Origin of the sequence: Leptospira langatensis, from assembly GCF_004770615.1 — a bacterium.
Taxonomy (GTDB): Bacteria; Spirochaetota; Leptospiria; order Leptospirales; family Leptospiraceae; genus Leptospira_B; species Leptospira_B langatensis.
This window is the reverse complement of record NZ_RQER01000011.1, coordinates 526,902-549,921: the sequence shown is the minus strand read 5'-3', so window position 1 is coordinate 549,921 and position 23,020 is coordinate 526,902. Positions and strand designations below refer to the sequence as shown.

The 23,020-nt window shown below is 45.2% G+C and carries 22 protein-coding genes and 2 tRNA genes; 11 read left to right on the top strand and 13 right to left on the bottom strand.

From position 1 onward, the window contains the following. Positions 1 to 28 precede the first annotated feature (28 nt). Complete coding sequence (locus EHO57_RS18520) at positions 29 to 1,288, bottom strand: exo-beta-N-acetylmuramidase NamZ family protein (protein ID WP_135642623.1); 1,260 nt, start codon at positions 1,286 to 1,288, stop codon at positions 29 to 31. Between the two features lie 66 nt (positions 1,289 to 1,354). Here EHO57_RS18520 and EHO57_RS18515 point away from each other — a divergent pair, with 66 nt between their 5' ends. Next, positions 1,355 to 2,602: a lipoprotein LipL46 gene (locus tag EHO57_RS18515; protein ID WP_135642621.1), complete on the top strand. Its 1,248-nt coding sequence runs from the start codon at positions 1,355 to 1,357 to the stop codon at positions 2,600 to 2,602. A gap of 56 nt (positions 2,603 to 2,658) precedes the next feature. Here EHO57_RS18515 and EHO57_RS18510 read toward each other — a convergent pair whose 3' ends face one another. The 8 genes from EHO57_RS18510 to EHO57_RS18475 form a co-directional block, all read right to left on the bottom strand. After that, positions 2,659 to 3,207: an SRPBCC family protein gene (locus EHO57_RS18510; protein ID WP_135642619.1), complete on the bottom strand. Its 549-nt coding sequence runs from the start codon at positions 3,205 to 3,207 to the stop codon at positions 2,659 to 2,661. Between the two features lies 1 nt (position 3,208). Further along, positions 3,209 to 3,529 carry an ArsR/SmtB family transcription factor gene (locus EHO57_RS18505; protein WP_135642617.1) on the bottom strand — a complete coding sequence of 107 codons (321 nt, stop codon included), beginning with the start codon at positions 3,527 to 3,529 and terminating at the stop codon, positions 3,209 to 3,211. A gap of 380 nt (positions 3,530 to 3,909) precedes the next feature. Then, positions 3,910 to 4,758 carry a flagellin N-terminal helical domain-containing protein gene (locus tag EHO57_RS18500; RefSeq protein ID WP_135589415.1) on the bottom strand — a complete coding sequence of 283 codons (849 nt, stop codon included), beginning with the start codon at positions 4,756 to 4,758 and terminating at the stop codon, positions 3,910 to 3,912. 496 nt (positions 4,759 to 5,254) lie between these two features. Continuing rightward, positions 5,255 to 6,100 (bottom strand): flagellin N-terminal helical domain-containing protein, encoded by an 846-nt coding sequence (locus EHO57_RS18495; protein WP_135589416.1) that lies wholly within the window; start codon positions 6,098 to 6,100, stop codon positions 5,255 to 5,257. A 367-nt stretch (positions 6,101 to 6,467) separates the two neighbouring features. Further along, positions 6,468 to 7,163, bottom strand: coding sequence for a DUF1361 domain-containing protein (locus tag EHO57_RS18490; protein ID WP_135642615.1), 696 nt, complete (start codon positions 7,161 to 7,163; stop codon positions 6,468 to 6,470). Positions 7,164 to 7,227: 64 nt separating this feature from the next. Continuing rightward, positions 7,228 to 8,550, bottom strand: a complete 1,323-nt coding sequence (gene creD, locus EHO57_RS18485; RefSeq protein ID WP_135642613.1) for a cell envelope integrity protein CreD — start codon at positions 8,548 to 8,550, stop codon at positions 7,228 to 7,230. A gap of 78 nt (positions 8,551 to 8,628) precedes the next feature. Beyond that, positions 8,629 to 10,062, bottom strand: a complete 1,434-nt coding sequence (creC, locus tag EHO57_RS18480) for a two-component system sensor histidine kinase CreC (protein WP_135642611.1) — start codon at positions 10,060 to 10,062, stop codon at positions 8,629 to 8,631. Positions 10,063 to 10,066: 4 nt separating this feature from the next. Continuing rightward, entirely contained in the window at positions 10,067 to 10,735 is a 669-nt protein-coding gene (locus EHO57_RS18475) for a response regulator (protein ID WP_135642609.1), read from the bottom strand. A 147-nt stretch (positions 10,736 to 10,882) separates the two neighbouring features. Between EHO57_RS18475 and pdhA the strand changes: the two genes are divergently transcribed. Genes pdhA through fliG form a run of 4 tightly spaced genes read left to right on the top strand, consistent with a single transcriptional unit; the run spans position 10,883 to position 15,250 of the window. Next, on the top strand, positions 10,883 to 11,866 hold the full coding sequence (gene pdhA, locus EHO57_RS18470) for a pyruvate dehydrogenase (acetyl-transferring) E1 component subunit alpha (protein ID WP_135642607.1): 984 nt from the start codon (positions 10,883 to 10,885) through the stop codon (positions 11,864 to 11,866). Then, positions 11,866 to 12,840 carry a pyruvate dehydrogenase complex E1 component subunit beta gene (locus tag EHO57_RS18465; RefSeq protein WP_135642605.1) on the top strand — a complete coding sequence of 325 codons (975 nt, stop codon included), beginning with the start codon at positions 11,866 to 11,868 and terminating at the stop codon, positions 12,838 to 12,840. Before pdhA ends, EHO57_RS18465 begins: the two co-directional genes overlap by 1 nt. Positions 12,841 to 12,885: 45 nt before the next feature. Then, complete coding sequence (locus EHO57_RS18460) at positions 12,886 to 14,205, top strand: pyruvate dehydrogenase complex dihydrolipoamide acetyltransferase (protein WP_135642603.1); 1,320 nt, start codon at positions 12,886 to 12,888, stop codon at positions 14,203 to 14,205. 25 nt (positions 14,206 to 14,230) lie between these two features. Continuing rightward, positions 14,231 to 15,250 (top strand): flagellar motor switch protein FliG, encoded by a 1,020-nt coding sequence (gene fliG / locus EHO57_RS18455; RefSeq protein WP_135642600.1) that lies wholly within the window; start codon positions 14,231 to 14,233, stop codon positions 15,248 to 15,250. 288 nt (positions 15,251 to 15,538) lie between these two features. On the opposite strand, the gene EHO57_RS18450 is transcribed toward fliG, so the two are convergent. After that, positions 15,539 to 15,612 (bottom strand) — tRNA-Asp (locus tag EHO57_RS18450). Between the two features lie 132 nt (positions 15,613 to 15,744). On the opposite strand from EHO57_RS18450, the gene EHO57_RS18445 reads away from it, so the two are divergent. The 4 genes from EHO57_RS18445 (at position 15,745) to lysS (ending at position 18,748) form a co-directional block, all read left to right on the top strand. Further along, positions 15,745 to 16,416 (top strand): CDP-alcohol phosphatidyltransferase family protein, encoded by a 672-nt coding sequence (locus tag EHO57_RS18445; protein WP_135642598.1) that lies wholly within the window; start codon positions 15,745 to 15,747, stop codon positions 16,414 to 16,416. Positions 16,417 to 16,480: 64 nt separating this feature from the next. Continuing rightward, positions 16,481 to 16,563 (top strand) — tRNA-Leu (locus EHO57_RS18440). 47 nt (positions 16,564 to 16,610) lie between these two features. Beyond that, positions 16,611 to 17,246, top strand: coding sequence for a hypothetical protein (locus tag EHO57_RS18435; RefSeq protein ID WP_135642596.1), 636 nt, complete (start codon positions 16,611 to 16,613; stop codon positions 17,244 to 17,246). Positions 17,247 to 17,248: 2 nt separating this feature from the next. Beyond that, on the top strand, positions 17,249 to 18,748 hold the full coding sequence (lysS, locus tag EHO57_RS18430; RefSeq protein WP_135642594.1) for a lysine--tRNA ligase: 1,500 nt from the start codon (positions 17,249 to 17,251) through the stop codon (positions 18,746 to 18,748). Between the two features lie 161 nt (positions 18,749 to 18,909). Here the strand turns inward: lysS and EHO57_RS18425 are convergent, their stop codons facing one another. Then, positions 18,910 to 19,443, bottom strand: a complete 534-nt coding sequence (locus EHO57_RS18425) for a hypothetical protein (protein WP_425460802.1) — start codon at positions 19,441 to 19,443, stop codon at positions 18,910 to 18,912. 131 nt (positions 19,444 to 19,574) lie between these two features. Between EHO57_RS18425 and serA the strand changes: the two genes are divergently transcribed. Further along, the gene (serA, locus tag EHO57_RS18420; protein WP_135642590.1) at positions 19,575 to 20,798 is read left to right on the top strand and encodes a phosphoglycerate dehydrogenase; all 1,224 of its coding nucleotides are present in this window, start codon (positions 19,575 to 19,577) and stop codon (positions 20,796 to 20,798) included. Between the two features lie 545 nt (positions 20,799 to 21,343). Beyond that, positions 21,344 to 21,649: a PilZ domain-containing protein gene (locus EHO57_RS18410; RefSeq protein WP_135642588.1), complete on the top strand. Its 306-nt coding sequence runs from the start codon at positions 21,344 to 21,346 to the stop codon at positions 21,647 to 21,649. Positions 21,650 to 21,746: 97 nt separating this feature from the next. Here the strand turns inward: EHO57_RS18410 and EHO57_RS18405 are convergent, their stop codons facing one another. Then, positions 21,747 to 21,956, bottom strand: coding sequence for a hypothetical protein (locus EHO57_RS18405; RefSeq protein WP_135642586.1), 210 nt, complete (start codon positions 21,954 to 21,956; stop codon positions 21,747 to 21,749). Between the two features lie 168 nt (positions 21,957 to 22,124). Further along, positions 22,125 to 23,015 (bottom strand): alpha/beta fold hydrolase, encoded by an 891-nt coding sequence (locus tag EHO57_RS18400; protein WP_135642584.1) that lies wholly within the window; start codon positions 23,013 to 23,015, stop codon positions 22,125 to 22,127. Positions 23,016 to 23,020 lie beyond the last annotated feature (5 nt).

The window sequence follows — 23,020 nt, the reverse complement described above, 5'->3', positions numbered from 1 at the left end:
TCTTATTTCGAAATTTTCCTAGAAAACCTTAGTACAGCAGATACTTTTGTATCATCTTGTTTGTGGAAGACTCCGACTCGGAATATCCTGCCTTGAATTCCTCATAGGTTTTGCCGGCATCGATGGATTCTCTCATCCTTTCAGTTCCCCAAAGAAAATCTATATTGTGGGTTCCGTCCGGATATTGCCTCCATTTGAAATCCTTATAATGTTTCTTTAAAATAGTCATTAGATTATAGGACATTTTGAGCGGGTCGTATTTTTTGTTCACGATCGTTAAGCGAAGTCCTCTGCAGATCTGTTCTTTGAACGGTCCAAAGGTAGGTTTAAAATATACGCTTTGGTAGTAATAGTCGCCCTTGCTATCCTCGTTTAGTTCCGGAATGATCTGATCGGGCTCGTTCATCCAAGGAGCTCCGAAATATACGAAAGGAGCTTGAGTCCCTCTTCCTACGGAGACATTCACTCCTTCCAATAGAACTAGACCGAGATAATTCCGAGCGGAATCCAACATAGGCAAGTTGGGAGAAGGAGTCGACCAAGGGATGCCCTCTCTTTCCCAATCGAAACCTCTCTTTAAGTTTTCCGGAGAAACGATATCGAGTTTAACCTTATTCGAGAGATACTCCCCATTATAAAAAGCGGCTGCCTCTCCTATAGTCATGCCGGTAAAGAAGAGTGAAGGAAATTCACCAGCAAAGTTTAGGAATTTCTTTTGGATGCCTTCTCCTCTTGCTCCCAGATACATGGCTGGATTCGGATGATCCAAAACGATGAATCGGATATTCGGTTCGGGTAAATTATCCATCAAACGTTTCAAAACGCTTAAGTAAGTGTAGCAACGCATACCCATATCCGCAACATCGAATACGACTGCATCTGCTCCCTTCAAGATCGCCGGGATCTCTGCATTCTTTACTTTATAAATATGATAGATAGGCAGCTGGAAGGTTTCGTCTACTGTGACCGGAGACTTGCTAAAATCTTCTTCTAAACCAAGGAAGCCATGTTCCAAGCCGATCAGATGCTTGATCTTAACCTTCTTATCCTTAAATTCTTTTAGGATCTTTTCAGGATATCTACCTATACCCGACGGGTTTGTAACAAGAACGACAGATTTCCCAGCAAGAGTCGGCAACACTTGCTCGTAAAACGAAACTTCGGCAGGGATGATATTGGATTTGGAGATATGCTTTCTGGAAGAAGCTTCAGCGCAGGAGTCGGAGAATATTGTCAGAAAAAAAATGAGTAAAGTTAGGATTTTTTTGTTTCTTTCTTTGAACCGCATGTAAGATACCTTATTTGTTCAGTAAATAGACAGAATTCAATTCATCAAGGAGAAAAAGGAAGCGATATGGCAAAGCTGCCCATCCTGCGGGGTACCGCTCTCACACTCATTTTAGGTTTCACTTTTGCATGCGCCACCGGAGGAGGATCCGGTCGTAAGAAAAAGGAAGAGTATACTAGAGAAGGAAACACAGTCACCGTGATCGGAGAGGCTCCGATCTATAACGGGGACAAGACCAATGCAAAACAACGAGCGATCAAAGATGCAAAGATCAATGCTGTTCGTAAAGTTGTAGGCGAGGAAATTTCCAACAAAAGCCAGGCTTCCGACGGAGAAAGCTTAGGTTCTAGCCTACTTTCCAAGACAGATGCTTTCGTAAAGACCTATGATATCGTCGATGAAACCGAAGGCAAGATCGACACCCAACCCATTCTCAAGCTCACAGTTCGTTGCACAATCGAAGACTCTAAACTTTCTACCGCTGTAGACTCTCTTCTAGCGGACGTTGGAAATCCTAGAGTAGTGATCCTGATCCCTTCTAAACTTGCAGGACAACCTGTTGCTCCTTTGAGCACAAACAATATCGCTGAAGCGGAAGTGATCAAAGGACTGAAAAAAGCAGGAAACAAGATCGTTGATCCAAGCTCTGCTTCTAAAACTGTAAAACCTTCCGCAGTGAATGCGGATGCAGTTGCTTCTATCGATTCCGGTTCTGCGATCATCCAGCAAGCCGCAGCTTCCGGCGCAGAAGTATTGTTAGTCGGAACAGTTGAGACCGAAGACCAAGGCCAGGTAACGAACGTTGGCGGAAAGAATTTAGACAGACCTATTTTCAGCACCGCAGCCACAGGTTCTTACAAGGTAGTTCTACTTTGGGGAGACGGCAAGATCGTCGATTCAGGAACTGCTGACGGTCGCGGCGCGGATATTACTCAAAAAGTATCCCGTGAAAAAGCGATCTCTAACTGGGCGGAAAGCGTAAGCAAGAAAGTAAGCAAACAACTCAAAGAAGAATGGTTTAACCTGACTGAGAATAATACCATTATCCTTAAGTTTACCGGATTGAACGCTGATGAGGCTACTAAGTTCAAAGACGATCTGACAGAATTTACTGCTGCGAAAGACGTAAACGTTAGAACTTCCGATGTGAACGGTTCCGAGTGGGAAGTAACCTACCCTGGAAAAGACGCTCTTTTCATGGACGAATTAGTCTATAAAAAAGACAGAGGATTCGGCTTCTTGGCAAGCAAGACCCTAAACGTTAAATCCGCTTCCAGAGGAGTGGTAACTTTAGAGTTCGTTCAGAACAAATAATCGAGATCACCTTTCGATAAGAGAAAGCCGACTGGGAACAGTCGGCTTTTTTATTTTCAGACCTTACTTCCAGCCCTCATTTTCTCGTATTCCAATTCATATTTCAAGAAGTTCTGCCAGAACTTAGGAACCGGTTGCTTGTAGAGTTTCGAAACAAGAATGTCCAGGTGGGAATGCCAGCCAGCCGAGATCAGCAGTCTTACACCGTCGTCCACTAGTTTATAATGTCTTAATGTAAGAAGAACATCCTCTCCCTTTTCCACTAGCTCGATGTTTACTTCCGAATCTGGTGCCCAAGTGATGGTTATAGATCTAGGAGGATCGATAGCCACTACTGTCTCATCCCCATAAACACCGTTTTCCATCTGTTTGAATTTATCAGGATAGGTCTTCTCATCCGAAAGAGAGGAATGAAGAAAGTGGAATCTGACTTTCCCACCTACTTTTAATTCCATGGGACCGCTCGCAAGCCAGGTTCCCCTCTTTTCAGAATCCGTAATATACTCCCAAACCGTCTCGATGGGTCCCGGTAATAATCTTTCGAAACGCACTTCTGCGTTTGACACATCGGTCCCGTGCGCTTTATTAATAGATAGATTCTCCATACTATCTTCTCCCTTTCTTCAATTTGTTCGCCTTCAATTCTCTCTCCAGAGCATCCAATCGGCCTTCCCAGAAGGTTTTAGCCCGATCGATCCAATCCTGGATTTCCTTCCAACCTTTGTAGTCCAAGGAATGCATCCTCCTCTGCCCATCTATGCGGACTTGGATCAAATTACATTCCCTCAAAACCTTCAAATGCTGGGAGATCGCGGCGGAACTGATATCGAAATGCCCCGCTATCTCTCCTGCCCCCTTTTCCCCGTCAAAAAGAAGTTCTAAGATCTTTCTCCTGGTAGGATCCGAAATCGCATCTAATGCCTGCATGCCCATATATTTAAGCTATAACTTAATTAAGTCAATACTTAAATATATGGATTTTACAAATTCTTCTAAAAAAAGGAGGGGAAGATTCGAAAGAAAACCAGGGATTTTGGCACGAAAATGGAAAAATCGAACGAGAAAAAGTAAGACCTGCTCCGCGATAAATAAGCAAAATTTTACTAGTGAGCGGTTTAGAAAAAAATGGATTGGACGACTATAAAATCAGCCGAGGCGTTCCAGAGAGGAAAGATATTATAAATTTCTAACTTATTTAGAGATCTCGATCAAGAATCATTCGGATAACGGATTGGATCAGAGACTAATCATAAAAAAAGCCACCGAGAGCAATCCCTCTCCCGGTGGCATTTTATCTTCCCAAAGACTTACATTTGGAGAAGCTTAAGGACCGAATTCGGTTTCATATTGGCTTGCACTAACATCGCCGTACCACTCTGCACGAGTATTTGTTTTGTGGTTAGCGCAACCATTTCCTCCGCCATATCAGCGTCACGAATTCTAGACTCGGAAGCTTGCATATTCTCATATGCAGCCATGAGTCCTTTCGCGGAATATTCAAGCCTATTGAAGTAAGCTCCCATATCCGCCCTCTGCTTCATGATCTTTCCGAGCGCCGCATCGGCTAAGCCGATCACGTCATTCGCTTCTCCAGGAGAAGAGACCGCAATCGGTCTACCATCTGCCTTGGTCAGCTTCAGAGCCCGGGAAGTCATAGTTCCAATGAAGAACCTTTCCCTTTGGTTCTGGTTCGGTCCCATATGGAACCACATAGAAGCTCTTTTGGAACCTCTAGCGAAATCTCCTTCGAATAGTTTGAAACGGTTGAACTCAGCTTGAGAAGCAATCCGATCCACTTCATCGACTAAGGCAGAGACTTCTACCTGAACCAATTGTCTGTCTTCAGGGCTGTAGATCCCATTCGAGGTTTGGATGGCCAAAACCCGGATCCGTTGAATGATGTCCGAGGTCTGCTGAAGGAAGCCTTCCGCAGTCTGGATGAAGCTCATTCCGTCTTCCGTATTTCTCTCCGCTTGCCTCAGACCGTTGATTTGGGTCCGAAGTTTCTCGGAGACAGCCAAACCAGAAGCATCGTCACCAGCTGAGTTGATCCTCATTCCGGAAGACAAAGCTTTCATGGTTTTATCCACAGCTTGCTCGTTGAACTTCAGAGAGCGGTGAGAATTCACCGCGCTCAGGTTGTGATTGATAATCATCCTACACTCCTTGTAGAGATTTTCCGGAGGATCTCCCTATCCTCCGCGGACAATGGTCTGTCCGGTGCTCCGGGATGGACCCGGTCGGACCACCCGACAGGCCATTTCTCCCTCAAGAGTTTGGATGTTTTATCAACGCGAACATTCCCCGGATCTCTCCAAGGAAAAATCAACTTGCTACGAGCCCTTACGGACTCGGATTCGATCTCAAAAGGATTAACCTTAAGAAAAGGAACCGGAAAAAGATTGGGATTTCTTGTGAAGGCGCGACCATCCCAACGTTTTCCCCGTACCTCTTCAAGAGACGGTTGCCGGAAAACCGATGACGATCGGCGATGAAGGTTTAGAAAAGAGTTCTTACAAAAACTTTAAATACTTAGAATATTCAAGATCTGCGTTACACTCCGACAAAGTCGATTCTCAGTTATCCGTATCCGTTACTCAGAAAAGTTCCCAGCGCGGGAGCATTACTGCCCCCGCTGCCGGAAAGTCCTAATTACCTAAGTAACTGGAGGACAGACTGAGGTCTTACGTTAGCTTGCGCCAACATAGCAGTACCGGATTGTACTAAGATTTGGTTCTTAGTGAACGATACTGTTTCCTCTGCCATATCCGCGTCCCTGATTCTCGACTCTGAAGCTTGGATGTTCTCGTAAGCTACCATCAGGCCTTTAGAAGCATGCTCTAAACGGTTGAAGTAAGCTCCGAGGTTTGCTCTTTGTTTGTTGATCTTCATTAAAGCATCGTCCAAAAGTCCGATTGCTTCGTTAGCCCACTCTGCAGTGGACAGGGTCAACAGAGATCCGTCAGCTTTGATCAGGTTCAATGCCTTAGCGGTCATAGTTGCGATATAAACGCGTTCCCTCTGGTGCTGGTTCGGTCCGATGTGGAACCACATAGAAGCGGTTCTTGATCCGCGAGCGAAATCGCCTTGGAGCAATGCCATCTTGTTGAACTCTGCTTGGGAGGAAATGCGATCGATCTCATCTACGAGCTGAGAGACTTCCACTTGGATCATCTGACGGTCTTCTGCACCGTAGATACCGTTGGAAGATTGGATAGCAAGTACACGGATCCTTTGGATGATATCGTTAGTTTCCTGCAGATATCCTTCCGTAGTTTGGATCAGGGACATGCCGTCCTCAGTGTTTCTCTCCGCTTGGCGAAGTCCTTTCACCTGAGTTCTCATCTTCTCGGAAACAGCAAGACCGGAAGCGTCGTCGCCGGCACGGTTAATACGCATACCGGAAGAGAGAGCTTCCATGTTTTTTGCCACTTCGTTGTTCTGGAACTTCAGAACGCGGTGGGAGTTAATCGCGGCTAAGTTATGGTTAATGATCATTTGTTTCCTCCTTGAAACTTAAGATCATGAGCCCGGCATCCGTGCCGGGATCTTGCGCTGGTTTGGTTTTGGTCTTTTTTTATATATTTAAAATGAAGGTCTGAAATCCGGGAAAAACCTAGAATTCTGAGATTCCTTCAAATATATCTTCGGTGGGGAGAATGTCCGGGATTAATTTTCACGATTTCAGGATAAAATCGCCTATTTTCTCCGTTTTAAGCTTGTTTTTAGGTATTTTTGGCAGCAGGGCCAAAATGATTTAGGAGAATTTTTTAGAAAATTTTTCAGCCCATTTTGGGCTCATCTAAAGGTTCGAACGATTCGCAAATTTCCATAAGCATTTTTTTGGGGAATGAGGAAAAACCTCCTATCCCCTTCCCTTGCCCGATCTGGTCTGCATTTGCATTCCGCCCACCGACAAAATCAAAGCATACGCCAAGAATATCCCCAAAGAAGTGAGCCCAAGAATACTCGCAAGTTCCTTATTTCCCAAAACTGACTGGATCAATTTTAAAGAATCATAAAATAACGGCCCGGGATTCTCTATGATATCCCAGGAATTCCATCTATAAAATCTACCTATATAGATCCCGAAAGCCGCTACCGGCGCAACGAGAAGTATAAAGATCCATCCTGTAAATACGTTCATCTTATCGTTCAAGATCAGATGCATCATCCTCAAGGAAATAAGTCCTGAAAAGAAACCGTTCCAGGAAAAAGAGAAGATCAGGAATATATCGAACCAGATCGGGATAGAATGCCTTGGCTTCAAATGCACGAAATCGGTAACGATATAAGGAGCATTCGGGAAAAAAAGAAGCCAAATCGTGAGTAACAGAAAGAACAAAGGATCTATTCTTCTATTTCTCCATTCATAATAAATATAGGCAAAATATGCGACTCCAACAGGGATCATGGCTAAGATCAGGTTCCAGATTAGGAAATAATAACTCACCTTTTGCGAGATGAGGATCCGGATATGGATCAAGACCAGACTCAATACGCAGGAAATTGCCAGAGTAAATAGTTGGGAGAAAAAAGGGATCTTAAAACTAGCTTTCATAATATACGTTATTTATAATATATGAAGGGAGGGATCCCTCCCTTCTAGGTTTAGTCGAAATAGGTTAAACTACTTGTTTTTCTTTGGATCCGAAGGAATACCAATCTATCTTTCGGGTCAAATGCATCAGAACCGCAAGTAAGACGAAGATAGCAACCGATCCGAGCAAGAGAGAATTATCTTCCGAATCCAAGACAACATATAGGAAAGAATACAATCCGATATAGTATGCTCCGGCGAGAATCCCTCTCTTGACACTTTGAAGCACTGCCCCTGCGTAATAGGAAACGAGCCCGGATACTGCGATAGACGCTACTATATATGCCGGACCAAAACCTAATTGTTCCGAAAGCGATAAGGTGAGAATATAAAAGATCACCATCGCGGATCCGATCATCAGATATTGCAAAGGATGTAATATTTTTCCGCCGAATATTTCGAGCAGGAAGAACAGGGTGAAACTAGTTGCTAAGAATAAGATCGCATATTTCAAAGAACGATCCAATTTCAAATAATGATCCACCGGAACGATCAACCTCACTCCATACCCGGAGTATAGTATTAGTTCCATGGTATTCGAATCCATATAGGTGATCGTTTGCGGATAATTTCTTCCGAAATAAGAGGACTCCCATTCTGCCTGAAAACCGGACTCGGTAATATTTCGGGACTTGGGCAATATGGCTCCTTCGAAAGAAGGATCCTTCCAATCCGAAGACATATGGATCAAACTCCTTTTTCCAAGAGGGACCAAATACATGGATTCGGAACCTTTCACCGGAATTTTGATCTGGAACGAAAGAGGATGATTCGAACGAGAAAGATCATGCTTCGCATAAAGACCCGAATGAATAAAAGGAGAAGAAGAACCCGGTTGGAAAGTTTTTTCCTTACCGGCCACCACGAGTTCCAGATCGTTTCCAATTCCCTTCGGATCGCTGATGGAGACGATCAGCCTTGCATTTTCCCATTGGATCGACTTTGTACCGTTCGGGAAATCGGTACGAGAAGGAGTTTTAAAATTCCCTTTTATCTTTAGATCGCCGCTATACAGGATCGCTTCATAGATCCCGCGTTTTCTCTTTTCGGTCTTTAGATCCGTTTCCATATCCAATTCATCCGGTAAAAAATAGATCTCACCTTCAATTTCTGTGGATATACCGTCCTGATTCTTTTCAGAATAGAACGTATAAGGAACTACCAAAAAAGGCCCTGCGACAGTTTGGGGCATCCCCCACTTGGAACCTATTTCTTGGACAGAGGAACGGGCCCTCTCCTGCCTTTCCGATACTAAACCACCTACCATACCCAGTGGGATAAGGAAACCGAGCAACATGAGCCCTAAGATAAGGATCCTAAGATTCACGGAAGATTGGATTTTAAACATGATCAACTCCTATCCTCTAAAGTATGCAGGCTCTTGGTGAGGATAGGATGAGCGAAATATGAGGAATTGATGAGGATCCTAAGTTTGGGAACGTTTCGGGAAAAAAATCCGTGCGATCACTCCCTTCTCTCCTTTGTTCTGAATCTCTACTAAAGAATCGTGAAGTTTTGCGATCTCTCTCACAAAGGCAAGCCCTAGCCCGGAACTTTTCCTACCGGTATCCGGACGAGGTAAGGAATAAAATCTTTCGTAGATCCTTTCGAGCGCATATTCTGGAATTCCCGGACCAAAATCTTCCACCTCTAAAAAAGGAGCCCCCTCTTTGTATCCGGTACGGATAAAGATATTTGATCCGGCTTTCGAAAAATCAAAGGAGTTCTGCACTAAATTACGGATCGCCATATCCAGGAAAAGACGATTCCCTTCCACAGTAACTCTTGTTCCTTCTAAAACGATCTTAACGTTCTTACGCATGGATTCAGGGGATAGAGACTCGATCAATTCTCTGGAGATCTCGGCCAGATCCAGTTCTAAAGTCTTTTCGATCTGAGAAATATTTTCCAGAGCGCTTAGCTCTAGTAATTTTTCTATGATCATTTGGATCCTTCTTCCTTCGAGCTGGATATTAGAAAGAAGGGTCTGGACCCGATTCGGATCTTCCGAGATAAGCTCCGCAGAAGCCATTAAGGAAGAAAGAGGACTCTTGATTTCATGAGTCAAAGATTGTATATAGTTCTCTACATATTCCTTTCCGGCGATCTCTCTTACGAGCTGGTCCATCTCCTCGCCCAAGCCTCGTATTTCAGGAATTCCGATCTTAGGAAAGGATACCCTTTTTTTGGATCGCAAAGCGGAAACATATTCAGATAATTTACGGATCGGAGAAAAGATAAGATAGGCTAGTCCTATAAACAAAAATGCAATTGCCGAAGCGACAAAGATACTTAGATTGCGGAACTTGCTTGTAGCAGATTCGATGAATGGGATCACACTCATCTTCGGTTTGACGACCGTTAGAACTCCGACAATCCTCCCTGATTTTCGGATGGGCGCCGCAATGAATAACGCACCTTCTGGGTCCGTGGAAACCAATTTACTAGACCGCGCACCATATTTACCTTTTAAAGTCAGATACACATCGTTTTTTAAAGAATAATCCAATCCCTTTCTATTTGATTCGGAATCATAAACTACGATCCCATGCTCGTTCGTAACATAGAGTTGGAGATCCACCTTCTTCTTAGTGACTTCGAAAATTTTTGAGTTTAAGTCTTTAGCCCTCGCGTTCCTAAAAATAGGATCCAGAGTCCGATTCGAAAGCTCGCCCAAACCTAAATTAGGATGTTTTGATATTTCTTCTTCGAGGAGGGCAGAGAAAAGATTTGCGGTATCGTTAACGGATTCCTCTACGGTCTCCATATAGCGAGGGCGAATGGATTTTTCGATCTTATCTATGAAATAGTAATAACCGATCGAAAAGACAAAAAAAAACCGATTACGATCCGGATCCAGAGACTCATATATTTTCCTTTAGACCGTAACCCTGGCCTCTTTTCGTTTCGATCGGATCTTGATCGGGACGGATCTCCTTGAGCCTAGATCTGACGTTCTTGATCACAGTATCCACCGCACGATCGAAACTATCCTCCGGCTCCGTCCAGACCATGTCCATGATTTCCTCTCGAGTAAAGATTTTTCCGGGCCATTTTAGGAACAGAAGAAGAGTTTTATATTCGTACGGAGTTAGGCTTAAGGATTTTTCAAAATAATAAACGATCTTTCGATCCTCATCCACCCGAAATGCGGTTTGTTTTTCCGAAAAGGTCCCGTCGTATCTTCGAAGAACGGCCCGGATCCTGGCTGCCAATTCCCTAGGACTGAAGGGCTTTACCATATAATCATCCGCACCTAGCTCCAGTCCGAGAACCCGGTCCAATTCCGATTCTCTGGCCGTCAAAAGGATCACAGGGGTCCTATGTTTTTTCCGGATCTCTTTTAGGAATTCGAAACCGCTCCCGTCAGGGAGTCCTACGTCTAATACGATCAGGTCGGGAGATTCGGCGAGTAAGGAAATACATTCCGCTCCGGTCATAGCGGCTAACATACGAAACCCTTCCGATTCCAAAGCGATTCGAATCGTATCCCGGATCCCCGGTTCATCTTCCGTGACGAGTATCGTCCTCACAGGCTCAAACAAACTCGGAACATCTTAGAAAAAAAGAAATTTTTGGATCTGAGAGACGATTTAGAATTTTTTTCGAAAATTCGTGAAATCCAATTGCATATCTTCGTTCTAAAGAGATAGTTTGCGATTGTTTTCGCATTTTCTAACATTATGAGCCAACCAAAAACAAAGAAAGAAACCCAAGACCTTTTCGAACTCTACAGACAAATGCTTCTTATCCGACGCTTCGAAGAGGCTTCTGCCAAAGCGTACAGCATGGGAAAAATCGGAGGCTTCTGCCATTTATATATCGGTCAAGAAGCGGTGGGCGTGGGAGCGATCTCCGCTCTAGAAGAAAAAGATTATATAGTTTCCACCTATCGAGATCATGGTCACGCACTCGCAAGAGGCTTAGAACCCAAGTCGCTCATGGCGGAATTGTTCGGTAAAAGGACTGGGATCGTAGCCGGGAACGGAGGCTCCATGCACTTCTTCGATAAGAAGAAAAACTTCATGGGAGGCCACGGGATCGTAGGAGGCCATATCTCTTTGGCGGCTGGGATCGCATACGCTTCCAAATATAGAGAAGACCAAGCGGTAACTCTTTGTTTCTTCGGGGAAGGTGCTGCGAACATTGGATCTTTTCACGAAGGAATGAACTTAGCAGCCATCTGGAAACTTCCTCTCGTAATGATCTGCGAGAACAATCATTATGCAATGGGAACTCCCGAATACAGGGCCTTGTCGGTAAAAGACGTCTCCGTCAGAGCTGCGGCCTACGATATAGCGAGAGACCATATAGAAGGAGACGAAGTCCGCAAGGTGAGAGATCACGTCAAGGTGGCAGTGGAGAGAGCAAGAAGAGGAGAAGGCCCTACTCTTATGGAAATTTCCACATACCGTTTCAGAGGACATTCCATGTCCGACCCTGCTAAATACCGTACCAAAGAAGAATTAGATAAATATAAACAAGGAGATCCACTGATCAAGGCAGAAAAGGATCTCATTGGCTCTGGTTGGGCACAAGAGGAAATATCCAAGTTAGACGAAACCATCGCCAAGCAGATCGAAGAAGCTGTGGACTTTGCTGAAAAAAGCGAAGAACCTCCTTTAGGCTGGCTCTACAAACATGTCTATGCGGAGAACATGTAATGGCAGTACTTACTTATAGAGAAGCCCTCAATCGGGCCATGACCGAAGAAATGGAGAAGGATCCGAATATCTTTCTCATGGGAGAAGAAGTGGGACATTATGAAGGAGCCTACAAGGTCTCCCAAGGGATGCTCGCCAAGTTCGGAGAAAAGAGAGTGATAGACACTCCTATCTCTGAGAACGGATTTGCGGGAGTCGGGATCGGCGCCGCGATGGTGGGACTTAGACCCATTATAGAGTTTATGACCTGGAACTTCTCTCTCGTAGCAATCGATCAGATCATTAACTCCGCAGCAAAGATGAATTATATGAGCGCCGGACAATTTCCGATCCCGATCGTATTTCGAGGAGCCGGAGGTGCAGGAGGAAGACTCGCCGCGCAACACTCTCAATCCTTCGAGAGCTGGTATGCCCATATTCCCGGATTGAAGGTACTTGCCCCTTATACTCCGGCGGATGCGTACGGGCTTCTAAAAACCTCCATCCGAGATAATAATCCTACCATCTTTATAGAAAGCGAGGTATTATACGGATCCAAAGGAGAAGTCCCAGAAGGAGAATTCTCCATTCCTATGGGAAAGGCAGATATCAAGAGAGAAGGAACACAACTCACCATCGTCAGTTGGTCTCGCGCTCTCATGTATGTCCTTCCCGCTGCGGAGAAATTAGCAAAAGAAGGCATCTCGGTCGAAGTCTTAGACCTGAGAAGCATTCGCCCCTTGGACGAGGAAGCCATTCTCACTTCGGTCAGAAAAACGAACCGAGCGCTCATTGTGGAAGAAGGTTGGAATGTGGCAGGCTTTGGTGCTCAGGTCGCTTATCTGATCCAAAAAGACGCTTTCGATTATCTGGATTCCCCTGTAGAAAGGATCACTCAAGAAGATGTGCCCATGCCGTACGCGGCCAATCTGGAAAGATCCTCACTCCCGAGCGAAGAGAAGATAATCCAGAAAGTCAGAAGTATGATTAAGTAATCCAGAATATTCTAATATTAGTATATTATAATTAGGCAAAATTATATGGCAAAAATATCCGAAATGACCCAACTTTCCCCTACGATGTCGGAAGGGGTTTTGGTCAAATGGCTGAAGAAGAAAGGCGACTCGGTCGCCCCGGGAGAGATCCTCGCCGAGGTCGAAACGGACAAGGCAGTCATGGAAATGGAGGCCTTCGATTCGGGGGTGCTTCTTGAAATTTTAGCTCAGGAAGGAGCAAAACTCCCTGTGGGCGCCCCGGTCGCTATTATTGGAAAAGCAGACGAGGATATTTCCGCCCTGCTAACGGAGGCAAAGTCCAGAACGGTCGCCTCCCCTCCTTCGGAAGCCAATACCCCAGCACCGGCGGCTCCCGCCCCCGAAAAAAAAGCGGAGGCGCCCAAGCAGGCAGCTAGTCCGTCTCCTTCTCCTGTAATCGAGGAAGAACCTGAACCGGTGAAAGAATCCAGCATTACCCGTGGCCTTTCGAATTCCGCTTTGGAAGGCAGGATCAAGGCCTCTCCTCTCGCAAAGAAACTCGCGCATGAATCCGGGATAGATCTCTCCAGGGTCCGAGGCAGTGGACCGGATGGAAGGATCATCAAGAGAGATATTGAGAACGGAATGAGCGCGGCTTTCGAGACTTCTTCCCCATTTGCTGCGCCGGCAGCGCAAGAAGAGAAGCTTCCGATTTCCGGAATGAGAAAGACCATCGCTTCTCGCTTGATCCATTCCAAAACTCACCAGCCCCATTTCTATTTGGATATGGAGATCGACGCAGAGCCATTAACCCTTCTTCGGGAAAACTTGAATGCGGACTTAAAAGCCTCCGGAGAAGAGATCAAGCTTAGCCTGAACGATTTTATTATCCGCGCCTCTGCCTTGGCCTTACGAAAAGTTCCCGAAGTGAATTCTTCCTGGAGAGAGGATCATATCCTAAAACATGGTAGAGTGGATATTGGTGTCGCAGTTTCCATCGAAGGTGGGTTGATCACTCCCTACGTACGGAATGCAGACAGACGTTCTGTTCTGGAGATCGGTAAGACGGTAAAAGAGCTTGCTTCCCGCGCAAGGGACAGGAAACTCAAACCGGAAGAGTTTTCGGACGGAACCTTTACCGTTTCCAATTTGGGAATGTTCGGTATAGATCGTTTCGCCGCAGTCATCAACGAACCGGAAGCAGCAATCTTGGCTGTGGGAAATGTGGTGGCAAAACCTGTGATCAAGAACGGTGCCATCGTTCCGGGAAAGACTCTTTCAGTCTGCCTCTCCTGCGATCATAGAGTGGTAGACGGCGCTGTCGGTGCCGGTTGGTTAGAAGTATTCCGAAATTTTCTAGAGCATCCGCTTCGACTACTCGCTTAATAGTTTCCAATTGGCGGAAGGGAAAGTGGATAAGGATTCCAATCTAATTGCTCGGGACCAAAAAGTAAGAAAGGCGGCTTTACTTCTTCTCTCCTTAGAAAAGGAAGCTGCAGCCAAGGCGTTGGCACAGTTGGACGAAAAACTGATCGAAGAGATCGTCCAAGAAATGGCAAAGATCAAATCCGTAACTAAAGCGGATAAAGAAGCTGCACTCCTCGATTTCCAAGGTTCTCTCAAAGATCTGGCTGGCGAATCCAGAGGCGGAATTGATACAGCGAGAGAGCTCCTCTACCAATCCCTCGGAAAGGAAAAATCGGAAAGTATATTAGGAAAACTAGATAGAAAGGATACCGAAGAAGATTTCTCCTTCCTGAACGATGCAGAGCCACAGACATTGGCCCATCTTTTAGCGCCGGAACATACCCAGACCATCGCTGTCACCCTAGCCTTCTTACAACCCAAGAAAGCCGCTGAGACCCTGAAATTCCTTCCGAAAGAATTGCAGAGCAAGGTAGCCGTCCGACTCGCGAATACAACCAAGACTCATCCGGACGCGATCCGACAGATCGCAAAAGTCTTAAAGAAAAAGTACGAGCAAAGGGACAAATCCGAATTCAGCGAAGCGGGCGGTGCAGAGGCTCTGGCAAGCATCCTGAACCATATGGACAAGTCTTTAGAAGAGACAATTCTCAAGGAGCTGGAAGAACATTCTCCGGAACTCGCCTCTCAAGTACGAGAAAAACTCTATACCTTCGAAGATGTTCTATTATTGAATTCAAAAGAAATGCGTATCCTGATCAATCGATTGGGCGGAGACGATATTATCGCGATCGCGCTCCGGGGCGCCGCAGAAGGGATCAAGTCGCATTTCTTCGAGGCAATGTCCAAGAATCGCGCAAACGATATTTTGGAAAGCATGGAGATCCGAGGCAAGGTCACTTTGAAAGAGATCACAGATGCCAGAAATGGGATTTTGACTGTCTTACGGGATTTAGAAGAAATCGGAGAGATTATTCTAAAAAAGGATTCGGAAGAATTTATCTAACCGGAGCTGACGGGACTCGCCGTTACGCAGTCTCCCTTCCTGCTCGACTTGGCTCCACGGCGTCTTTTGCTCTCGCTTCGCCATCCCTGGCTCGCGACGCAATCATTTACGCTCCCTATGGGTCGCTATGATTGCTTTCGAGCAAAAGCTTCGAGTCTTCGCAGCGACAATAGGAGCGAGAAGACGACCGCGCAGCGAGTCGGTGACCAAACAAAGTTTGGTCAATTAAAAGCATGCCAGAATCAATCTGATCCGTTGCAATGCAGTATAGATATTGTTTGGGAATTTCGGAGCTGACGGGACTCGAACCCGCGACATCCTGCGTGACAGGCAGGCACTCTAACCAGCTGAGCTACAGCTCCTTTTATGAAGAACATAATTTCCAAGCGATCTCGTGGGTCAATTCGTTTCTCTGAAAAAGGGATGAATTTTTAAGTCCCTTCCATAGCCTTTCCTAAAGATCGGTTTTTCCGATAGAATTCGGCCTAAGATACATGCTTCAGGAAAAAAAGCCCAAGGATTTACTGGAAGATAGGATCTTCACTTTCTCCAATTTCTTATCCGTATCCAGAGTTTTACTTCTTCCCTTCTTTATTCATTTCACTCGAAAACATATAGAAGCTCCTCGCAGTGGAGAGTATCTACTGCTCGCGATCGCAACCTGCATTCTTGCAGTCCTTACCGATTTTCTGGATGGATTTCTAGCTCGTTTGCTCCACCAAGAATCAGTATTAGGAAAATATTTGGATCCTGTTTGCGATAAGATCGTGACCATTGGCGGTCTCTCCGTCATCGTTTACTTCTACCAATTCCCTCTTTGGATCCTTCTCATCTATATTGGGCGAGAGATCCTTGGGGTTTGGTTGGGTGGATTCCTCTATCTAAAAAGAGGGATCCAAGGAAAACCGAATTGGTGGGGTAAGTTCGGAGTCGGGATCGTTGCGGTCAGCGTGCTTTGGTACATGACCCTTCCGCTATTCGGACCTCTTTTCGAAGCGACTCATTTCTTTCGTCATCCCGAGTATTCGGGATACGTTCTTGTCCTGATCTTGCTCGTCGGAGTGGTCGCCTATGCCCGCAGATATTGGGACATCGTATTCCATCCGGAAAGATTCATACTGGATCCGGAAGATAAAAAGCAGAAGAAGAAATACCAACTGGTCTGAGCAGGATACCGGATCGAATTTCCTTGACAGGCCGGGTGCCTCACCCATTCTGTCAATCGCGACCGCTCGGGTGGTGGAATTGGTAGACACGCAAGCTTGAGGTGCTTGTGCCGGTTCGGTGTAGGGGTTCGAGTCCCCTCTCGAGCACACTTCGATCTCCCCTCACCTCGAAAAATTAAATCCTCAGAGAACGTATGGCATCCGGTCCTCTCTCCGTTAAAGAATTCTTAGATAAGACAAAGCTTGTTTCCTACGGTTTTTTCGGATTACTCATTCTTTTTCTTATCCTATTCTTCTCCGCTCCCTTCCTATTAGTATCTAAGGCGGATCCTAAAAAATCGGATGCACTTATATTAGAAGCGATCGAAACCGGAAAAAGGGATAAGTTCAAACAGGCCGCGGCACTTTGGAAGAAGGGCCTCGCTCCAGTCATCGTCATCTTATATTCGCCGACTACTCCCGAGTCGGATATAGGGATATCCTCCGACGTAACGAATTCATTGCAAGCGTATCTAACGTCTTTAGGCGTGGATGAGAATAAGATCCTTGTATATACGATCCAGGCCGGCCCTCAGGAATTTCCCAAAACGCTTTTGAAGATCGCCTTGGACCGCCAATGGAAGACCTTTCTTCTGATCGGAAAGGAATTCGATTCTGCCACTCTTCTTCGTTTATATAGAGGAGTTTTGGAACCGGCTGGGATCTATATTGCGATCTCTAAGGTCTCGGAAGGGATCGGTTCCGGAGATTGGTTCTTAAAACCGAAAAGCCTGGAGTCAATCCTCGGAAGACTCGCTAAGCATTTGTATCTGATATTATTAGGAAATTAGAAATGTCTCAAGAACTCAAAGAAACAAACGAACTCATACAGCAAAGGATCCAAAAAATCGAAAGTCTCAAGGAGAAGGGAATCGATCCCTATCCGATCCGATTCTTTCCGGATTCGGACTCCGCTTCTTTGATAGAAGAGTACGCTAAGAATCCTACTGGTCCGGACAAGAAATTCCTCTTGGGAGGAAGGCTCCATTCCAAAAGAGTCATGGGAAAGGCAAGCTTTGCCCACCTCAAAGACAAGAGCGGAGTGATCCAGCTTTATGCGACTAGAGACGATCTGGGAGAAGAGAATTATTCCCTCTTCAAGAGCTTGGACCTGGGAGATCTCATCGGGATAGAAGGCTATCTTTTCCAAACCCAAAAAGGGGAAACCACTCTTCATTTGACCTCGGTCACACTTCTTGCAAAATGCATCCGTCCCCTTCCCGTCGTAAAAGAGAAAGACGGAGTGGTCTACGACGCGTTTGTGGACGTGGAGCAAAGATACAGAATGCGTTATGTGGATTTGGTGGTGAACGACCAGGTTCGAGACACATTTATTACAAGAAGCAGGATCGTATCCGAGATCCGCAATTTCCTTACCTCCGAAGGATTCTTAGAAGTAGAGACTCCTATGATGCAACCGATTGCAGGTGGAGCAGCAGCTAGACCGTTTGTTACTCATCATAATACTCTGGATATGCAGTTATTTCTAAGGATCGCTCCAGAGTTATATTTAAAGAGATTGATCGTGGGCGGACTCGATCGTGTCTTCGAATTGAATCGCAATTTTAGGAACGAAGGGACTTCTACCAAGCATAACCCAGAGTTTACCATGATGGAAGCCTATATGGCTTACGGAGACATGGGCAAAATGCTCGAGCTCACCGAAAAACTGATCACTCATCTTGCTCAAAAGATCTGCGGAACTCTTAAGATCAAATACGGGAATGATCTGATCGATCTAAGCCCTCCTTGGAGAAGAGTCAAATACGTGGATATCATCAAAGAATATTCCGGCATAGACTTCTCCCAAGTAAAGACTTTGGAAGAGGCGAAAGAAAAGGCTTCTTCCGTTAAGGTGGATGCGAGCAAATGCACTTCTATCTGGAAGGTAGCCGATGAGGTCTTCTCCGAAAAGGCGGAACCGAATCTTCTCCAACCTGTATTCGTTACCGATTATCCGAAAGAGCTTTCCCCTCTGGCGAAATCCAATCCGAATAACCCCGGTTATGTGGAAAGGTTCGAGCCTTATATCGTAGGAAGAGAGATCGGAAATGCGTTCTCCGAGTTAAACGATCCATTCGATCAAAAAGAAAGGTTCGAAGAACAGGTCAAACAGAGAGAAGCAGGAGACGACGAGGCGTTCATGATGGACGAGGATTATATCCGAGCCCTGGAATACGGAATGCCTCCTACAGGTGGCCTCGGGATCGGGATCGACAGGCTAGTAATGCTTTTGACTGATTCTCATTCCATCAGAGATACCATTCTATTTCCTCTAATGAGACCGGAATAAGACCCCTACCATTTCAGCTCAGGGGTTAGTAGTCGAATAGGCCACTCTTTAGAAAGCCGTAGCCCTTGAGTCACGGCTCATTCCTCTCGAAAAGCCCAGGCAAGTACGAACCGCAACCCTTCTTGGATTCTCACGGTCGCTGCAGCCCGGGCTAAAGTAACTTAATGATTTGTGATCGTGAGCTTCGCTTGAGAATCTAATTTTTCTTTCAAGTCTTTCAGTAAGGACTTCAGCTGATCCGAATTCGAAGAAGAAAGATGAACTGTCGTAGTATTGTCCCTAGAGGAAAAGCTGAACTGGATCTCTTTCGCGTTCAATACCTTATCCGTTAGTTCCGGCGGTACGATGGAAACGACTCGAACTGTGTCCCCAAAATCGGTAGAAGTCTTTCTGAGATTGTGCCAGGTCTGATCCAACTTGATCGAGATCCCGATCGGAAAACTTTCCTCGAAAGAACTCATGTAGTATTCGATGAACAAGGGCTTTTCCCCTGTCTTATTATTTAAGATTCCCTTAAAATTCAAGGAACCTGGCCTTCCCTGGCTGCAAAACCAGGACCCGGGACAGACCGGCCCGGAACGTAATACAGTCTGTTCGACTACTGGCTCCGGAAGGACTTGGATCCTTGCAGAACAGCCTGGCAAAAAAACAGCTATGATCGAAATCGAAAAGAAGCTAAGAAAGGGAAACGAAATTCGGGCAAACATGAGTCGGATCTAAATCTCCGGGTAGGTTTTCTGGCTCCATTCTTCCCTGCTTGCTGGAAAGGTGAAGTAAAAAATCCGTTTTCATGGAAGCCGAGAGAAAGTTCCATGGCAATAGAACTATGATTTCCTATCCAAAAGAAAAGATCAATGTACTCCTATTGGAAAACGTACACCAAGACGCATTCAATCTCTTCCAAAAAGACGGTTTCAATGTGCGCCTTCTTCCCCAAGCTCTGGGAGAGGACGAACTTTTGAAAGAGATCGAAAATGTTCATGTTCTCGGGATCAGAAGCAAGACCAATCTTACGGCTCCGGTTTTGAATAAGGCGAAACGCCTCATGACAGTGGGCTGCTTTTGTATAGGCACAAACCAAGTGGATCTTGCCGAAGCCGAGAAAAAGGGAATCCCTGTATTCAACGCTCCCTACTCCAATACTCGTTCCGTTGCGGAACTAGTAATCGCAGAAATCGTAATGTTAGCCAGAAGAGTGCCGGATCATATCCGTAACACTCATGGAGGGATCTGGAATAAGATCTCTAAAAACTGTTTCGAGGTCCGAGGAAAGACCTTAGGCATCGTAGGCTACGGACACATCGGAAGCCAGGTTTCCGTCTTGGCAGAAGCAATGGGACTCAAAGTAGTCTATTACGATGTGCAGACCGTTCTTCCTTTGGGGAATGCTAGCCCGATCGGATCCTATCAGGAACTACTTTCCGTTTCCGACTTCGTTACCTTCCATGTTCCGGAAACCCCGGAAACAATGAAGCTCTACGGAGAAAAAGAGATCAAGGCCACCAAGAAAGGCGCTTATGTGATCAACCTTTCCAGAGGTAAGGTTGTGGATCTAGAGGCCTTGGCTGCTGCGATCAAGTCCGGTCATATCGCCGGTGCTGGAATAGACGTTTTTCCGGAAGAGCCTGAATCCAATAACGATCCTTTTATCACTCCCATTCAGAATCTGCAAAATGTGATCTTGACCCCGCATATCGGAGGGTCCACAGAAGAAGCTCAGAAGAATATCGGCTCCGAGGTTGCGAGTAAGTTACTAAAATTCATAAACAACGGTTCTACTACATTTGCAGTGAACTTTCCGAATATAGAATTAACTCCGATCCCTCAGGGAATGTATCGAATTCTGAACGTTCACAAGAATCAGCCCGGCTTCTTGAAAGATATCAACAGCATGGTTTCCGAGATCGGCGCGAATATCAGTTCCCAACATCTGGGAACCAGCGCGGAGATCGGATATCTATCCATGGTGATCAATATGAACGTGGGTGACGAGCTGAAGGAGAGGATTGAAAAACATCCTGGCTCGATCAAGACCAGAATCCTTTATTGAAGTTCCGGTCCAGATCTTTATTTAATTTGGTCTAAGATTGCCTTAGACCAAATACTTCAATTTGTATTCTCTCGGAGAGATAATTCCGATCTTTTGATATTGTTCTAATTTCAGAAGATCGGAATTCCCACTTAAAATCCAATTCGCGTCGGAATAAAATATTTCCAAGCTTCTTAGGAATCAAATAAAGCCATTTCGCTTAATAAATTGGCATTTCCCAAATTCTAAATTAGAAGAAGATTCCGAAACCCCGGATGCCCTTCTTCCTATCAGCAAGAATTTGCTGGGCACGAACACTGAAAATCTCGATATTTCGATGCCTTATCGCCGGATATGTTCGCTATATTAGAAATCGACATAATATTTTAGTGCATTGCACGAAATTCTTTCCTGCCAAGTCCAAATACGGAATTACTGGTATAGAAATTGCTTAAAATGTATAGAATCGCTGATTCGAACGATTTTCTCAATATCGTAAGGGGATCTTAATCGGAACGTAAGCGATTTATATTAACCTTCGAAGGACTGATCGGGAGGATACCGCCATGAAATATAATAGAATCCCTTCTACCCTCAATGTAGGCTTCCAAGTCTTGGATAATTCCAAGCTTAGGATCGCGGAAAATGTACTGGTGGGAATCGTTCATAGAACTGATATTCCACTGGAACCTGGAACCAATCTATTCGTGAAAGTAGGAATGATCAGCTTATCCGGATCTATCGATATTCCTATGAAAGTGATCAAGTGTGATCGAGTTTCCGATTCGGAATTTGACGTTTTTCTGAATTATACGGAGAAGGATTTCGAGAAAATCCGAGAGATCGAAGGGTTGATCCAGGACCTGGCTTAAGTCATTTTCGATTGGGCCTGATTTGAAATAAACACCGGGGGGATTCCCCGGCGTCGTTTGTTTTTCTTCTAAATTCGTTTCGAAGAAAGTTGATCGTTTATGCGACGAATAGATCCGCTTTCTGGATCATGGTTAAGGAAATTTTACTTGGGCTGGATTTTTCCGGGAAGTATACGATCTCTTCACCGATGAGCCTGCGATTTTTATCCAATTCGATTACAGAACCGTCTTTCAGATGTAAGATGATGTCGATCCCGCGATAATTTACGTATCTTTCCAATTGCTCTTTAAATTTGCTGCTCACCATGTGCGCTCCCTACTACCAAACGTTGGAAGGAGCGTATTTGAGTACGATTAAAGTACAAGTTTTTTTTATTTATTTCCCCATAAATTTTTTATGTCTCAGGATTTTTAGTACTAAACATACGTGCGTAAATTTTACGTTAGACGACATTGATACGTACGTTAAACCTATTTACTTCAAATTTGTTACGTAGAATTCGCGAAGTAGCTCATTTACCGCTTCCGGGCGATCATGATGCATATTATGGCCCGCATCTTCTATTTCAGTATATTTTAAATTCTTAATATGAGAGAACACTTCTCCGGAATCATCCAGAGCCAGATGGGTCTTCTTTCCGTAAATCACGAGGACAGGACAAGAAATGCTCTCCCAAAGATGTCTAGTAAATTGAGGACTTAAGAAAACGGGAGGACCATTCTTATATGAAGGATCGCTTTTCCACATGAATCCGTCTTCGCTAGGCTTAGTTAAGGTTTCCGTAATCTTTAAGAGCCTATCTTCCGGAAGTCTTGGATACATCGGCGCCAGTCTTGCGGCCGCCTCGGCTACGGATCTGAAATTCTTTTGGCGCTTTCTATCTTTTCCTGCAAGACTGATCTCCCAGGAATCCAGCCAGGATCGGAACCTTCTTCTCTCTCTTTCCGGGTCGGGAATGGAACTGAACCCTTCTAAGGCGACAAGACTTTCCACTCGATCCGGATAGAGTCCTGCGATCCTAGAACCCAAGCCTCCTCCCATGGAATGGCCTAAGATATGGAATTTTTCAGGAAGGAATTGCGTGATAAAGCTTCTCGTATCCACAAGAGGAAGCATGAAATGATAAAAACCTTCTCGCAACCATTCCGAGTCACCGTGGCCACGGTAGTCGAAACGGTAGAGATCGAAATACTCGGAAAGGAATTCCTCCTGGAATAAAAAGGTTTGGGAAGAATCCATGAAACCATGGAGGAGAAGTAAGGCTCTTCCTTTTCCATTGTCTCTTTTTGCATACGCGAGTCTATATCCGCCGGACTCAAAGAATCCGGTCTCTGCGCTAGTGTGTTTTCCGTCAGCCAATTCCATAATCC

What these genes read in the sequence shown, in the direction of transcription:
- EHO57_RS18465 (WP_135642605.1), top strand. Translation starts at nt 11,866, where the DNA reads ATGGCAGTACTTACTTATAGAGAAGCCCTCAATCGGGCCATGACCGAA.
- EHO57_RS18505 (WP_135642617.1), bottom strand. Translation starts at nt 3,529, where the DNA reads ATGCAGGCATTAGATGCGATTTCGGATCCTACCAGGAGAAAGATCTTA.
- EHO57_RS18410 (WP_135642588.1), top strand. Translation starts at nt 21,344, where the DNA reads ATGAAATATAATAGAATCCCTTCTACCCTCAATGTAGGCTTCCAAGTC.
- EHO57_RS18500 (WP_135589415.1), bottom strand. Translation starts at nt 4,758, where the DNA reads ATGATTATCAATCACAACCTGAGCGCGGTGAATTCTCACCGCTCTCTG.
- EHO57_RS18460 (WP_135642603.1), top strand. Translation starts at nt 12,886, where the DNA reads ATGGCAAAAATATCCGAAATGACCCAACTTTCCCCTACGATGTCGGAA.
- EHO57_RS18510 (WP_135642619.1), bottom strand. Translation starts at nt 3,207, where the DNA reads ATGGAGAATCTATCTATTAATAAAGCGCACGGGACCGATGTGTCAAAC.
- lysS (WP_135642594.1), top strand. Translation starts at nt 17,249, where the DNA reads ATGTCTCAAGAACTCAAAGAAACAAACGAACTCATACAGCAAAGGATC.
- EHO57_RS18400 (WP_135642584.1), bottom strand. Translation starts at nt 23,015, where the DNA reads ATGGAATTGGCTGACGGAAAACACACTAGCGCAGAGACCGGATTCTTT.
- serA (WP_135642590.1), top strand. Translation starts at nt 19,575, where the DNA reads ATGATTTCCTATCCAAAAGAAAAGATCAATGTACTCCTATTGGAAAAC.
- EHO57_RS18495 (WP_135589416.1), bottom strand. Translation starts at nt 6,100, where the DNA reads ATGATCATTAACCATAACTTAGCCGCGATTAACTCCCACCGCGTTCTG.
- EHO57_RS18445 (WP_135642598.1), top strand. Translation starts at nt 15,745, where the DNA reads ATGCTTCAGGAAAAAAAGCCCAAGGATTTACTGGAAGATAGGATCTTC.
- EHO57_RS18515 (WP_135642621.1), top strand. Translation starts at nt 1,355, where the DNA reads ATGGCAAAGCTGCCCATCCTGCGGGGTACCGCTCTCACACTCATTTTA.
- EHO57_RS18435 (WP_135642596.1), top strand. Translation starts at nt 16,611, where the DNA reads ATGGCATCCGGTCCTCTCTCCGTTAAAGAATTCTTAGATAAGACAAAG.
- EHO57_RS18405 (WP_135642586.1), bottom strand. Translation starts at nt 21,956, where the DNA reads ATGGTGAGCAGCAAATTTAAAGAGCAATTGGAAAGATACGTAAATTAT.
- EHO57_RS18520 (WP_135642623.1), bottom strand. Translation starts at nt 1,288, where the DNA reads ATGCGGTTCAAAGAAAGAAACAAAAAAATCCTAACTTTACTCATTTTT.
- creD (WP_135642613.1), bottom strand. Translation starts at nt 8,550, where the DNA reads ATGTTTAAAATCCAATCTTCCGTGAATCTTAGGATCCTTATCTTAGGG.
- EHO57_RS18490 (WP_135642615.1), bottom strand. Translation starts at nt 7,163, where the DNA reads ATGAAAGCTAGTTTTAAGATCCCTTTTTTCTCCCAACTATTTACTCTG.